The 13,246-nt window shown below is 61.9% G+C and carries 11 protein-coding genes and 2 pseudogenes; 1 reads left to right on the top strand and 12 read right to left on the bottom strand.

Annotated features, from left to right (window positions below; genetic code table 11):
• Positions 1 to 137: 137 nt before the first annotated feature.
• The 9 genes and pseudogenes from P1U75_RS00860 to P1U75_RS00820 form a co-directional block, all read right to left on the bottom strand.
• Positions 138 to 473 (bottom strand): annotated as a pseudogene (locus P1U75_RS00860) (transposase); the annotation flags it as partial.
• Positions 467 to 934 carry a biotin transporter BioY gene (locus P1U75_RS00855; protein ID WP_300238593.1) on the bottom strand — a complete coding sequence of 156 codons (468 nt, stop codon included), beginning with the start codon at positions 932 to 934 and terminating at the stop codon, positions 467 to 469. The gene P1U75_RS00855 and the pseudogene P1U75_RS00860, both read right to left, overlap by 7 nt.
• Positions 935 to 1,085: 151 nt before the next feature.
• Positions 1,086 to 2,252 (bottom strand): acyl-CoA dehydrogenase family protein, encoded by a 1,167-nt coding sequence (locus P1U75_RS00850; RefSeq protein ID WP_300238591.1) that lies wholly within the window; start codon positions 2,250 to 2,252, stop codon positions 1,086 to 1,088.
• Positions 2,249 to 4,252 (bottom strand): biotin carboxylase N-terminal domain-containing protein, encoded by a 2,004-nt coding sequence (locus P1U75_RS00845; protein WP_300238589.1) that lies wholly within the window; start codon positions 4,250 to 4,252, stop codon positions 2,249 to 2,251. Before P1U75_RS00845 ends, P1U75_RS00850 begins: the two co-directional genes overlap by 4 nt.
• Positions 4,249 to 5,043, bottom strand: a complete 795-nt coding sequence (locus tag P1U75_RS00840; RefSeq protein ID WP_300238586.1) for a crotonase/enoyl-CoA hydratase family protein — start codon at positions 5,041 to 5,043, stop codon at positions 4,249 to 4,251. Before P1U75_RS00840 ends, P1U75_RS00845 begins: the two co-directional genes overlap by 4 nt.
• Positions 5,044 to 5,052: 9 nt before the next feature.
• The gene (locus P1U75_RS00835) at positions 5,053 to 6,651 is read right to left on the bottom strand and encodes a carboxyl transferase domain-containing protein (RefSeq protein ID WP_300238583.1); all 1,599 of its coding nucleotides are present in this window, start codon (positions 6,649 to 6,651) and stop codon (positions 5,053 to 5,055) included.
• A gap of 15 nt (positions 6,652 to 6,666) precedes the next feature.
• Positions 6,667 to 7,287 (bottom strand): TetR/AcrR family transcriptional regulator, encoded by a 621-nt coding sequence (locus P1U75_RS00830; RefSeq protein WP_300238581.1) that lies wholly within the window; start codon positions 7,285 to 7,287, stop codon positions 6,667 to 6,669.
• Between the two features lie 179 nt (positions 7,288 to 7,466).
• Complete coding sequence (locus P1U75_RS00825; protein ID WP_300238579.1) at positions 7,467 to 8,297, bottom strand: SDR family oxidoreductase; 831 nt, start codon at positions 8,295 to 8,297, stop codon at positions 7,467 to 7,469.
• 24 nt (positions 8,298 to 8,321) lie between these two features.
• Entirely contained in the window at positions 8,322 to 9,506 is a 1,185-nt protein-coding gene (locus P1U75_RS00820) for a lipid-transfer protein (protein WP_300238577.1), read from the bottom strand.
• A 276-nt stretch (positions 9,507 to 9,782) separates the two neighbouring features.
• Between P1U75_RS00820 and P1U75_RS00815 the strand changes: the two genes are divergently transcribed.
• Positions 9,783 to 10,394, top strand: a complete 612-nt coding sequence (locus tag P1U75_RS00815; protein ID WP_300238575.1) for a transferase hexapeptide repeat family protein — start codon at positions 9,783 to 9,785, stop codon at positions 10,392 to 10,394.
• Between the two features lie 117 nt (positions 10,395 to 10,511).
• Here P1U75_RS00815 and P1U75_RS00810 read toward each other — a convergent pair whose 3' ends face one another.
• The 3 genes and pseudogenes from P1U75_RS00810 to P1U75_RS00800 form a co-directional block, all read right to left on the bottom strand.
• Positions 10,512 to 12,119: a carboxyl transferase domain-containing protein gene (locus tag P1U75_RS00810; RefSeq protein WP_300238572.1), complete on the bottom strand. Its 1,608-nt coding sequence runs from the start codon at positions 12,117 to 12,119 to the stop codon at positions 10,512 to 10,514.
• A 2-nt stretch (positions 12,120 to 12,121) separates the two neighbouring features.
• Complete coding sequence (locus P1U75_RS00805) at positions 12,122 to 12,625, bottom strand: biotin/lipoyl-containing protein (protein WP_300238570.1); 504 nt, start codon at positions 12,623 to 12,625, stop codon at positions 12,122 to 12,124.
• Positions 12,625 to 13,246 (bottom strand): annotated as a pseudogene (locus tag P1U75_RS00800) (biotin carboxylase); the annotation flags it as partial. The gene P1U75_RS00805 and the pseudogene P1U75_RS00800, both read right to left, overlap by 1 nt.

The raw sequence follows: 13,246 nt of genomic DNA, 5'->3' as shown, positions 1-13,246 counted from the left end.
AGCCGCGCTTCCGCAGCGCGGCGTTGCAAGCGGACCAGTTCGTTGTGCGGTAGCGGGCGGCTAAAGGCTTCCGCATGCAGCCCTTCTAACCCCATGGATTCGCGTTGTGAATCCTTCAGGAGCGAGTTGCGCAACAACGCCATCAGGGATTGGCCCAAGAGTTTGATGCAGTTCATCTTGCTCTCGACGCGGCTCCTGCGGTGATATCCGCGCCATCGTCGCCACAGCGCGCGGCCCAGGTATCGCGACGCGTTGACCGCCTTGTTCCGGGCGATGGCTCCGGCACTTGCGGGCTTTCACGGCCTGGCGTTCTTGCGCGGTGGAATGACAGCATGAGCAGCATTGCGAGCGGCAATCGCGTCGTGGCATTTGCGTGTGTCGCAGGCCCCGTCAGCAGGGACCAATTCAATGTCCTGACCGGGCGGGATCTGGTTCAGCAGTTCAGGCAACATGGGCGCGTCGGCAATCAAACTCTGCGGCGATTGTGGAGGCGCGAATAAAGCAACACTGCAATCGCCGCCTTTGTCAGATCCCCAAGAAGGAACGGGTAAAGACCGGCGTTCAGCAATTTCTCGCCATAGCCGACAAAGCCACCCAACCAGAATAGCCCTGCACAATACATAAGTATCGAACCGAAAAATACGGCGGCAGATGCTCTGAATGCAGGCCGAAGCCCTTCCAGTTCTTTAACAATCCATCCGGCAGCCGCCGCTGCAAGCGCGAAGCCTATCAAGTATCCGCCTGTGGGACCCGCGATATAGGCCAGTCCGGCCGGCGCGGGAGGCGTGCCTGCGAAAACCGGCAGGCCAAACAGACCTTCGAGTAGGTACACAACAACAACAACAAGACTACCGCGAACCGCCCCCAGGAAAAGACCCAGACCCAAGACAACCAGGGTTTGTGTTGACATCGGAACCGGGTAGAACGGCGCCATGATTTTGGCGGACAGTGTCAGAAGTATTGAACCGACGAGTATTATTGAGATCTCTCGGGTCAGTCTTGCGACTGGTTGGCGATGAGTGGTTTCCAAATTCCTCTGTTTCGTCCTTGTTTCTGCAGATCGTTGATTTGCTGGATGGATAAGTTCACATGCGCTTGGCGACTTCTTCGAGCATCACCTCGCTTGCCCCGCCGCCAATCGCTTGGACACGGGCATCGCGTGACATGCGTTCCACGGGCGTTTCGCGCATGTAACCCATGCCGCCGTGGAACTGGACACAGTCGTAGAGCACGCTGTTTACCAACTCGCCGCAATAGGCCTTGACCATAGAGACTTCTTTCACGCAGTCGTGGCCTGCGGCGTCCTGCCTTGCGGCGTGATAGACAAGCTGCCGTCCCGCCTCGACCCGGGTCTGGCAGTCGGCCAGCCGCTGGCGCACCGCCTGCTTGTCCCACAGGACACCGCCAAACGCCTTGCGCTGCTTGACGTAGTCCACGGTCATGTCCAGTGCGGTCTGCGCCTCGGCACAGGCCATCGCGCCCAGAACGATCCGCTCGTTCTGGAAGTTCTTCATCACCGAATAGAAGCCTTTGTTGACCTCGCCCAGAATGTTCTCTGCAGGGACGCGGACGTCCTCAAAGATCAATTCGGCGGTGTCCGAGCACAGCCAGCCGGTCTTGTTCAGCGCCCGGCCAACCGAGAAGCCCGGGGTGCCCTTTTCGACCGTGAACATGGTGATCCCGCGCGAGCCCTTGGCATCGGGATCGGTCTTGGCGCCGACGAAATAGATATCGCCATGCACACCGTTGGTGATGAACATCTTGGTGCCGTTCAGCACCCAGTCAGAGCCGTCCTGCACCGCGCGGGTGCGCATGCCCGCCACGTCCGAGCCGGCGCCCGGCTCGGTCACCGCGACGGCGGCGATCTTTTCGCCCGAGGTGATCGAGGGCATCCAGCGGGCTTTTTGTTCTGGTGTGCCGGCGTTTTCAAGGTGCGGCGAGGCCATGTCGGTATGCACCAGAACCGTCGCCGAGAAGCCGCCAAAGGTGGAGCGCCCGACCTCTTCGGCCAGAACCACGCTGGACATCACGTTCAGTCCCGCACCGCCGTATTCTTCATCATAGCGCAGACCCAGCACGCCCAGATCGCCCATCCGGCGCAGCACGTCACGGGGCACCATGCCTTCCTCTTCCCAGGGCTCGGCCTTGGCCGTCACCTCGGTTTCGATGAACCGGCGCAGCTGGCTGCGGATCATGTCGAGGTCTTCGTTGAATGGGCTTGAGGCCGCGGTGACGTTTTCCAGTTTTGTCATGTCTGTTCCTCCGGATCGAGTTTTACGAGGGGGGCGTTCCCGGCGACGGTGTCGCCCTGAGCGCAGTAAATTTCGGCCACCACACCCCCAACGGGGGCGGGCAGGCTTTGCAACAGCTTCATGGCTTCCAGCACCACCAGCGTATCACCGGCTTTGACCCGGTCTCCGGGCGCGACGCGCACTTCGGCGACGGCGCCGGGCATGGGTGCCGACAACATGTCGATGCCTCCGGACCCGTCAGTGGTTCGGGCGAGGTGCATATCCTCCAGAGTGCGCAGGTTTATTGCCATCATTCCTGCGGAAGTCTGCAGGTGCACCCGCCAATGATCACAAGCGCGCTCGACATGTGCGACGCGCGCGAAGGGAACGCCGTCGATGCGTCCGCTCAGGCGGCCCCGGGTCAGGGTGGGCGTCATGGCTGTGATTGTCTGTCCATCGAGCAAATGCGCGCCGAGTTGTTCCCCGGTGCCGGCCACGCGGATCGAGGTGTCGTCGGGCATCGCCCAGTAGGAGGACGCGCCGGGCCGCCCCGCCGGCGCGGTCAGCCGCCAGGCGCCAAGGCTCTGCCAGGGAGATGCGCCCGCCGGGGACAGGTGCAGGTGCAGCGCGATGGCGGCGAGGGCCGTGTCCTGGGCATCGGGGGCCGGTTCCGTCCAGCCGCCCGGGAACATCTCGGACAACCCCGAGGTGTGGTGCCGAAGCGCCTGGAAATCCGGATGCTCCAGCAGCGCGCGCTGATAGGCCAGGTTCAGCCCCACGCCATCCACGGCAAAGGTATCTATCGCGGCAACCGCCTGACGGATCGCCCCTGCCCGATCCGACGCATGGACGATCAGTTTCGCCAGCATGGAATCGTAATGGTGGCTGACGACCGAGCCTGCCGCGACGCCGCTATCCAGCCGCACGCCAGCGGGCGGGGCCCAAAGGGTGATTTGGCCGGTTTCGGGGCGGAAATTTTCCGCCGGGTTCTCGGCGGCGATGCGGATCTCGATGGCATGCCCGTCGAAATCCACATCGGATTGCGGCAGGGTCAGCGCCTCGCCCCGGGCGATGCGCAACTGCCATTCGACCAGGTCGATCCCGGTAATTGCCTCGGTCACAGGATGTTCCACCTGCAGGCGGGTGTTCATCTCGAGGAAGTAATATTCGCCGCGCGCCGGGTCGTAGAGGTATTCCACCGTTCCCGCCGAGCGATAGCCGATGGACTGTGCCAGCCGCACCGCCGCCGACAGCATGTCATCGCGCACCGCCTCGGGCAGATCGGCGGCGGGGGCCTCTTCGATCAGCTTCTGGTGGTTGCGTTGAAGCGAACAGTCGCGATCACCCAGATGCAGAACGGTGCCGTGGCTGTCGCCCAGCACCTGCACCTCGACATGGCGGGCACGAGGCGCGTAGCGTTCGAGAAAGACCGCTGCGTCGCCAAAGGCCCCTTTCGCCTCGGACCGGGCAGAGGCGATGGCCTCGGGGGCGTCGGCCAGATCGGTGACAAGGCGCATGCCGCGCCCACCTCCCCCCGCACTGGCCTTGACCAGAAACGGCGTGCCAAGCGCCCGCGCCTCTTGCAACAAACGCGCGTCGGACTGGTCCGCGCCGCGGTAGCCGGGCAGGACGGGCACACCCGCGGCCTCGGCGGCGGCCTTTGCCTCGATCTTCGACCCCATCATGGCAATCGCGTCCGGTTCCGGCCCGATAAACACAAGGCCCGCCGTCTCGACCGCGGCGGCGAAACCGGCGTTTTCCGACAGAAAGCCATAGCCCGGGTGCACTGCACCCGCGCCCGTCGCGCGCGCGGCCTCAAGGATGGCCTCGATGTTCAGATAGCTTGCCGATGGGGCGGCGGCACCGATACAGACCGCATGATCGGCCTCGGCGACGAAAGGTGCGTCGCGATCTGCTTCGGAAAAGACCGCGACGCTCTCCAGACCCAGCTTGCGACAACCGCTCTGGATACGTCGTGCGATCTCACCCCGGTTGGCGATCAGGACACGGGTAAAGCTCATTTCACCCGCCATGACGGAATGCCCTTGTTGAGAAAGCTGTTGATCCCTTCGATCCCTTCTTCGGTTTCCCAGGCATCCGCGAGCCGGTCCGCAGTATAGGTCATGTTGGTTTCAAGATCGTGGCTGGCGACATAGGCAATCAGCGCCTTGGTATTGGACACCGCACCCGGCGCGGCCTGAAGATGATCGAGCACCACCCGTTCGACCGCACCGTCCAGCCGATCGACGGCCACGACCTCAGTCAAAAGCCCGATCCGTTCGGCGCGCGTACTGTCGAACAAAGCGCCCGACAGCATGGTTTCGCGCGAATGTACCTTGCCGATGCGGGCTACGACGTAGGGCGAGATATTCGCGGGCAGCAGACCCAGTTTCACCTCGGTCAGGCCAAAGCGCGCGCCTTCGGCGCCGATGGTATAGTCGCAGACCGAAATCATGCCGACACCGCCACCATAGGCCGGGCCGTTGATCCGCCCGATCAAGGGCTTGGGCAGCGTGTCAAGACGGCGCAGCAGCCGCGCCAGGGTGGCGCTTTGTTCGACCCTCTCACCACGAGTTTTCTCGACATTCGAGGCGAACCAGTTGAAATCGCCGCCCGCGCAGAAGCTCTTGCCGGCACCGGTCAGGACCACAATACGCACGTCATCATCTGCAGCCAGCTTTTCGGCGGCATCGAATAACTCTGCGATCAGATCGCCATTCAGCGCATTGTGTTTATCGGGGCGGTTGAGCGTCACTGTGGCGACGCCACGCGCATCGGTTTCGACAAGGATCGTGTTGTAGGTATTGGTCAACTTGAAGCCTCACATTCTGTATACAGGCGTATGGCGCCCGGCTTCGGGCACCGATGTCACAATGGCCAGGCACAGGCCAAGGATTTCGCGGGTCTGCCCGGGTTCGATCAGCCCGTCATCCCAAAGCCGCGAGGTGGCATAATAGGGATCGGACTGCTCGCCGTACTGGGCGCGCACCTGCGCCTCGATCTGCTTCATGTCGTCCTCCACCTTGTCCGGGTCGCCCCCCTTCTGGCGGCGCAGTTCCAGCATCACATTGGTGGCGATGTCTGCGGACATGGTGGCCAGTTCCGCCGTGGGCCAGGCAAAGAGAAAATTCGGGGCGAAACCGCGTCCGCACATGCCGTAATTGCCTGCCCCGTATGAGCCACCCAGCAGAACCGACAGGCGCGGCACCTTGGCCACCGACATGGCATACACCAGCTTGGCACTGTCTTTGGCGATGCCGCCGCGCTCGGCTTCGGTGCCGACCATGAAGCCCGAGATGTTGTGCAGGAACAAAAGCGGGATGTTACGCTGGTCGCACATCGCAACGAATTGCGCCCCCTTCAGAGAACTGTCGGACAGAAGCGCCCCGTTATTGGCCAGAATGCCAACGCGATAGCCATGGATGCGGGCCGTTCCGCAGACCAGGGTTTCACCCCAGCCGGGCTTGAATTCGCGGAATTCGCCCGCGTCGATCATGCGCAGCAGAACCTCGCGCATGTCATAGGGCTGTTTGCGATCGGCGCTGATGACGCCGAGCAGCTCTTCGGGATCATGCGCGGGCGGTGCGGGGGCTGCGTCAGGCTGCATCGGGCGCGATTGGCCAAGCTCAGCGACGATGTCGCGCATCAGCGCCAGCGCGTGGTGTTCGTCCTCGGCCAGATGATCAGACACACCCGAGACGCGGGTGTGCATCTCGGCCCCCCCCAGCGTTTCGCCATCGACCTCTTCGTTGATCGCGACCTTGACAATCGACGGCCCGCCCAGATGGATGCGTGCGTTCCCGCGTACCATGATGACCTCGTCCGACAAGGCCGGGATATAGGCGCCACCCGCCGTGCAGCCACCGAAGACGGCGGAGATCTGCGGCAAGCCGCTGGCCGACATATTGGTCTGACGATAGAAGGAATTGCCGAAATGGCGGGCGTCGGGAAAGACCCGGTCCTGCTCGGGCAGATAGGCACCGCCGCAATCCACCAGATAGAGGCAGGGCAGCCGGTTATCCGCCGCGATCTCCTGCGCACGGATGTGTTTTTGCACCGTCTCGTGATAGAAGGAGCCGCCCTTTACAGTGGCATCATTCGCGATCACCACGCAGGGCAGCCCATGGACGATACCGATGCCGGTCACAATCCCGGAGCCGGGAACCTCGCCGCCGTATTGGCCATAGGCTGCAAGCGAGGACAATTCCAGAAACGCGGTGCCCGGATCCACCAGAAGGTCTATACGTTCGCGGACCAGCAGCTTGCCGCGTTTGCGGTGCCGCTCGACCATATCGGGGCGCCCGCCTGAAGTGGCTTCGGCGATCCGCGTGCGCAGGGCCTCGACGCGTTCGCTTTGCGCCGCGTGGTTGCGGATAAAGATTTCGGATGCGGTCAGTACTGCTGTTTCGAGACGTGCCATGTATCAGCCTTTCTGCTATTCGAGCATGCCGTTGAGAAAAACATCGGCATAGGCAGAGGCCAACGCTTCGGCGTCGCCGCGTGAGGGATCGAACCATTCCAGCGTAGCATTCAGCGCACCGATAAGCATCAGGCGGAAACGGCGGACATCGACATCGGCCCGCAACTCACCTTTCTTTTGCAACCGCGCCAGCAGATCGTCCCACTCGGTCTCATAGGCCCGGCGCGCGGGCAGATTCGCGTCGCGCACCGATTGTGGAACCTGCCCGAAGATCCGCACATTGGCCGAGGAATAGTCGCTCACGTCCAGAAGCGCGCGAAGATGCGCACTGATCGCAGCACGCAAGATGACAGGGGCTCCAGCAGTGTCGGCTTGTTCCGCAACCGCCCGGCGCATCTTCTCGTGAACGGCCCAGATGCCCTCATCGAGAATGGCCTCCACAATTTCGTCTTTCGATCCGAAATGGTAATAGATGCTACCTGCCTTGATGCCGGCAGCATCGGCTATCTTTCTGAGAGATACGGATCCATAGCCCTGGTCGCGAAAAAGTCGCGCGGCAACGTCAAGCACCCCTTTGCGGCCGACAGGGCTTCGGGGCGTTTCGGTCTTCTTTTTAGTGCGCCCCGCGTCTGCCATCGTATCCAGCCAATTCCATGCATAACTAACACTTGTTAGGTGCGCTCTTCCGGAGTGTCAATTAAAAAACACGGTTTCTCCGGGATCGGTGGAAATACAGACGGGTGACCGAAACTCGCCCACCTGTCTTTGGTGATATTGTCGTTCGGCCATCTAGCACGGGCCTGAACGGCGTAAATTCAGATCGTGAAGCCGCCGCCGCAGATGATGTGCTGGCCCGAGATGAAGTTCGATTCAGGCGCACAAAACAGATAGACCGCGCCGGCGGCCTCTTCCGGGGTGCCGACCCGGCCCAACGGGATCATGCGTTCCATCTGGGACAAAAGATCGGGATTCACGCCGACCTTGATCTCTTTTTCCTCGACTTTGATCGTGCTGTCGCCATCCGCGCTGCCTTCGGTCAGGCGGGTGCGGATCGGGCCGAAGGCCACGGCATTGACGTTGACCTTGTAACGACCCCATTCCTTGGCCATCGTCCGGGTGACCCCGAGGATGCCGGCCTTGGCGGCGGAATAGTTGATCTGGCCAGCGTTACCGCCTGTGCCCGCGATGGACGAGATGTTCACCACCTTGCGGAACACCTCTTGCCCGGCGGCGGCTTCTTCCTTGGCCTTGGCGCTGATCACCGGCTGGGCGGCGCGCAGGATCTTGAAGGGCGCGGTCATGTGAACGTCGATGATCGCCTGCCATTGTTCGTCGGTCATCTTTTGAACGACGCTGTCCCAGGTGTAGCCGGCGTTGTTCACGATGATATCGAGCCCGCCAAAGCTGTCGACGCCGGTCTTGATGAAACGTTCCGCAAAGCCGTCTTCGGTCACGCTACCGGCGCAGACCACCGCTTCGCCGCCGGCGGCGCGGATGGCCTCTGCGGTGTCATTGGCCGGGTCGGCATCGAGATCGTTGATCACCAGCCGGGCCCCTTCAGAGGCCAGTTTGAGCGCGATTTCACGCCCGATGCCCCGGCCGGAACCGGAGACCAGCGCCACGCGGCCGTCGAGTTTGTCAGTCATATCTTATCCTTCCGAATGACGCCGTCAGACTTTTTCATAAAGCGTGGTCACACAGGCCCCGCCGAGGCCCAGGTTATGCTGAAGCGCCAGGCGCGCACCGTCGACCTGACGCGCATCGGCCTGACCGCGCAGCTGCTGGACAAGTTCGGTGCATTGCGCGAGGCCGGTCGCCCCGAGCGGATGGCCCTTGGACAAAAGACCGCCCGACGGGTTGGTCACATATTTGCCGCCATAGGTGTTGTCGCCATCGTCGACGAATTTCGCCGCCTCACCGCGCCCGCAAAGACCCAGCGCCTCATAGGTGATCAGCTCGTTTTGGGCGAAACAATCGTGCAGTTCGACCACGTCCACGTCTTCGGGTCCGATGCCCGCCGCCTCGTAAACCTGGTTGGCCGCGTTCTTGGCCATCGAGAAGCCGACAACCTCGCGCATATCGTGTGCACCAAAGGTTTCCGGGCCGTCCGTGGTCATGGCCTGCGCCGAAATCCGGACCGAGCTGTCGAGACCGTGTTTGTCAGCGAACGCTTTGGAGCAAACGATGGCCGCAGCTGCGCCGCAGGTCGGGGGGCAGGCCATCAGCTTGGTCATGACGCCGGGCCAGACGACTTGAGCCGCCATGACATCTTCGGGCGTTACTTCCTGCCGGAAAAGGGCCACCGGGTTCTTGGCTGCATGTCGGCTGGACTTGGCGCGGATTTTCGCGAAGGTTTCCAGCGGGGTGCCGAATTCCTCCATATGCGCCTTGCCCGCGCCGCCAAAATACCGAAGCGCCAGCGGGATCTCGGAGTTGCCGACCAGTTCGTTGGTTTCTTCGTCGAAGGCCGCAAACGGGCTGATCCGATCCTTGAACATCGCCCCGATTGCGCCGGGCTGCATCTGCTCGAACCCAAGCGCCAGGGCGCAGTCCACAGCGCCGCTTTCAACGGCCTGGCGAGCCAGGAACAGCGCGGACGACCCGGTCGAGCAATTGTTGTTCACGTTCACAACCGGAATGCCGGTCATGCCGACCTGGTACAGCGCGCGCTGGCCGCAGGTGCTGTCGCCGTAGACATAGCCGACATAGGCTTGCTGGACCTTGTCATAATCCAGTCCCGCGTCCGCAAGAGCGGAATGGGTCGCCGCGGTCGCCATCACATCGTAGCTTTCAGATTTTCCGGGCTTCTGGAACGGGACCATTCCGACGCCGGCGACATAGGCTTTGCCTGTCATTTCTCTTTCTCTCCCAAGTTTGGTCTGGCTATTCCAACGCTACGCCAAACCGTTTTCTACCGTTTGTTAGAATTAAGCTCATGACCCCGGTAACTGTCAACACCGGTACGTCGTGATATCGGGTGCTTGCACAATTTTCGAACATATGTTAGAAATAGTCGGCCAAGCTATTTGGATGGTAAAATTAAGAGCTTAGTGTTCCGGCAAGACGGTCGATTAGCGTTTGGCGCCTTGTTCCGACTACCAGCGACACCCGAACTACGAAAGGCAGGGAAAATGGCGTATTGTTATGAATTCAAAGGGTTTGTACCGGTTGTTCCCGAGAATACATATGTCCATCCCCAGGCCGTTCTGATCGGAAATGTCATCCTGGGTCATGGATGCTACATCGGACCCGGAGCAAGCTTGCGGGGCGATTTCGGCAGGATCGTGATCGGCGATGGCGCCAATGTTCAGGACAATTGCATCATTCATTCTTTCCCCGGTCGTGACGCCGTGGTGGAAACCGACGGGCATATCGGTCACGGTGCGATCTTGCATGGCTGTACTGTGGGCCGGAACGCTCTGGTCGGGATGAATGCCGTCATCATGGATGGTGTAGAACTTGGGGCGGAATCGATCGTCGGCGCGCAGGCTTTCGTTCGGGGGGAGACGGTGATCCCGCCGCGTTCGATGGTGGTCGGAGCGCCGGCAAAGGTGATCCGCGAGGTCAGCGAGAAAGAAGTCGCGTGGAAGACCCGCGGCACGGCGGAATACCAGCAACTCGCGCGCGACTGTCTGGCCGGACTCAAGCCCGTCGAGCCGCTGAAGGCGGTCGAGGCCAACCGGCCGGAGATGGCTGCCTCTGACGTCGTTTCCATTCAGGAGGCGCGGCAGAAGTCGTCCTGACCTGTCCGGACACCGGACAGAGGCGGGTTTCAGCAGGCGCGGAGAGCGCCTGGAGGTATCGGCTTACGCCGGGCGATACCTCCGGTGCCCCGGTGTACCGCCCGGCCCTTCAAGCCGTCACAGCCGGAAGATCCCGTAGTGCGGATCGTCGATCGGTGCATTGAGTGAGGCGGAAATCGACATGCCGAGCGCATTGCGTGTGTCCGCCGGATCGAGGATGCCGTCGTCCCACAATTCCGAGGTCGAGGTATAGGCTTCGACATCGCGTTTGTATTTTTCCAGCACCGGTTCGCGGATCGCGGCGATTTCTTCTTCGGTCAGCTCTTTGCCTTCGCGCTGAAGCTGCCGGATCTTGACGTCCGCCATAGTATTGGCGGCTTGGTCCGCCCCCATCACGCCGATTTCGGCCTGAGGCCACATGAACAGCGTGCGCGCATCCCAGGCCCGCCCGCACATCCCGTAGTTGCCAGCCCCGTACGAGGCATTGGCGATCACGGTGAACTTCGGAACGACCGATCCACCCTGCGCCATCAGCATCTTGGCTCCGTCCTTGGCGATCCCGCGTTCTTCGTATTCGCGGCCCACCATGTAGCCGGTGATGTTCTGGAAGAAGACCAGAGGCGTGCGGTTCTGGTTGCACAGCTGCATGAAATGCGCGGCCTTGAGCGAACTGTCGTTGAACAGCACCCCGTTGTTGGCGAGGATGCCGACCTTGTAGCCCCAGATATGAGCAAAGCCGCAAACCATCGTGGTGCCGTAATCCGGCTGGTATTCGTGAAAGCGCGACCCGTCTACGATCCGGGCCAGAACTTCGCGCATGTCAAACTGGGTTTTCCGGTCCTTGGGGATGATCCCGTAAAGCTCTTTCGGATCATAGTAAGGTTCTTCATAGGCGGCGGTTTCGATGATCGTCTTCGGCGTGCGCTTCCACTGGCTGACAATTTCGCGCGCCAGTGAAAAGGCGTGTTCTTCGGTGGCGGCGCGGTAATCGCCGGTGCCCGAGACCGAGGTGTGCATCACCGCCCCGCCCAGCTCCTGAACGCCGACCACTTCGCCGGTGGCCGCCTTGACCAGCGGCGGCCCGCCAAGGAAAATCGCCCCGGTGCCTTCGATAATGACGTTGTAATCGCTGAGCGTCGGCACATAGGCACCCCCAGCGGTGCAATGCCCGCCGACCACCGCGATTTGCGGGATGTTGGCCTGGCTCAGCTTGACCTGATTGCGAAAGACGCGTCCGCCCAGATAGCGGTCGGGAAAGACGCCGTGCTGAAGCGGCAGGAAGCCGCCGGCGCTGTCGCAGATATGGACAACCGGCAGGCGGTTCTCCAGCGCGACATCCAGAAGCCGCACGATCTTTTTGACGGTATGTGGATACCAGGCGCCACCCTTGACGCTGGCGTCGTTGGCATGAATGGCGACCTCGCGCCCCTGCACGATGCCGATACCCGTCACCACGGCGGCACCGGGCACCGCGCCGTCATATTCGCGACAGGCGGCGAGAGTGGAAAACTCCAGAAACGGCGTGCCGGGGTCCAGCAGCAGTTTCAGCCGTTCGCGTACGCCCAGCTTGTTTTGCCGCTCAAGGCGATCGATGTCGCGTTGCGGGCGTTCGAAACGCGTCGCGTGCTGGCGGGCGTGAAATTCCTTAAGCCGTTCGGACATGGCGGCATAATTTGCCTTGTAGTCAGCGGCGTTGGTGTCGATCAGGCTTTCGATCCGGCGCATGGTCAGTCCTCCTCCGAAGCCAGCAGGGCGAGCGTGGCCTTCAGCCCGAAACTGTCGCCCGCGGCAAATGGCATTTCAGCGATCACCCCGTCGCGCGGCGCGGTCAGGCTGGTTTCGAGTTTCATGCTTTCAATGACAAGCAACGGCTGACCTTCCTTGACGTGATCGCCGGGCTTGGCGTTTACCGACACGACCACGCCGGGCATCGGCGCGACAATGCGGTCATCGGCGGCCCCGCTATCGTTTCCGGCCAGACGTTCGGAGGGATCAACCCGCCCGATCGCATAAGTCCGCCCGTTCATATGCACGAAAGTCGCGTCAGGACCGACGGCCAACCGTACGTCCTGCACCCGCCCCTTTGCCCGCAGCTCATGGCCACCGGGCAGCCCGGTCGGGTCCAATCGGCAGGGAATTGCGCCGTCAGGCGTGTTCAATATCATGCCGCTGCCGTCATGGGACAGCCAGCATTCGGTCTCGTCGCCGTCGATCTGGAATATCCGCCGCATCAGTTTCTCCACCCGCCCATTTTGCGGTGCATCTCAGGTATCTGCATCACGTCGTTCACCAACCGTTCGTCCGACAGGGCCGCAACCGCCATCAGCAGGTCACTCACATCTTCGCCCGGCGCGGTCAGCGTATCGGCCTGCTCGGCCAAAAATCCGGTCGAGACGTCGCCCGAAGCGAAATCAGGATGGGCAAGGATCGCAGCGAGATAGCCAGTGTTGGTTGTCACACCGAGGATCACGTAATTCTGCACCGCTTGCCGCGCGCGGGCGATGGCCTCTGCCCGATCCGGCCCGTGCACGATCAGCTTGGAGAGCATCGGGTCGAAATCGGTCGTCACCTTGCCGCCGTCCAGAATGCCGCTGTCCACGCGGACGCCTTCGCCCCGGGGTTCGTCCAGCAACAGGATATCCCCGATCGCAGGGCGAAAATCTTCTGTGGCGTCCTCGGCACAGATGCGCAGCTCGATCGAGTGACCGGTTTGCGGAATGTCGGCCTGCGCCGCGCTCAGCCCCTCGCCAGCCGCGATGCGCAGCTGCTCGGCCACCAGATCAAAGCCAGTCACCATTTCGGTTACGGGATGTTCGACTTGCAGCCGGGTGTTCATTTCCAGGAAGTAAAAC

It is taken from the genome of Antarcticimicrobium sp. (assembly GCF_029212575.1).
Taxonomy (GTDB): domain Bacteria; phylum Pseudomonadota; class Alphaproteobacteria; order Rhodobacterales; family Rhodobacteraceae; genus Antarcticimicrobium.
Note: the sequence above shows the minus strand (reverse complement) of the source record. Positions and strands in the feature narration are given on the sequence as shown.

Bases quoted from the DNA above. Each gene is read 5' to 3' on its own strand.
- P1U75_RS00850 (WP_300238591.1), bottom strand. From the start codon at position 2,252: ATGACAAAACTGGAAAACGTCACCGCGGCCTCAAGCCCATTCAACGAA.
- P1U75_RS00815 (WP_300238575.1), top strand. From the start codon at position 9,783: ATGGCGTATTGTTATGAATTCAAAGGGTTTGTACCGGTTGTTCCCGAG.
- P1U75_RS00855 (WP_300238593.1), bottom strand. From the start codon at position 934: ATGGCGCCGTTCTACCCGGTTCCGATGTCAACACAAACCCTGGTTGTC.
- P1U75_RS00830 (WP_300238581.1), bottom strand. From the start codon at position 7,287: ATGGCAGACGCGGGGCGCACTAAAAAGAAGACCGAAACGCCCCGAAGC.
- P1U75_RS00805 (WP_300238570.1), bottom strand. From the start codon at position 12,625: ATGCGGCGGATATTCCAGATCGACGGCGACGAGACCGAATGCTGGCTG.
- P1U75_RS00810 (WP_300238572.1), bottom strand. From the start codon at position 12,119: ATGCGCCGGATCGAAAGCCTGATCGACACCAACGCCGCTGACTACAAG.
- P1U75_RS00820 (WP_300238577.1), bottom strand. From the start codon at position 9,506: ATGACAGGCAAAGCCTATGTCGCCGGCGTCGGAATGGTCCCGTTCCAG.
- P1U75_RS00845 (WP_300238589.1), bottom strand. From the start codon at position 4,252: ATGAGCTTTACCCGTGTCCTGATCGCCAACCGGGGTGAGATCGCACGA.
- P1U75_RS00825 (WP_300238579.1), bottom strand. From the start codon at position 8,297: ATGACTGACAAACTCGACGGCCGCGTGGCGCTGGTCTCCGGTTCCGGC.
- P1U75_RS00835 (WP_300238583.1), bottom strand. From the start codon at position 6,651: ATGGCACGTCTCGAAACAGCAGTACTGACCGCATCCGAAATCTTTATC.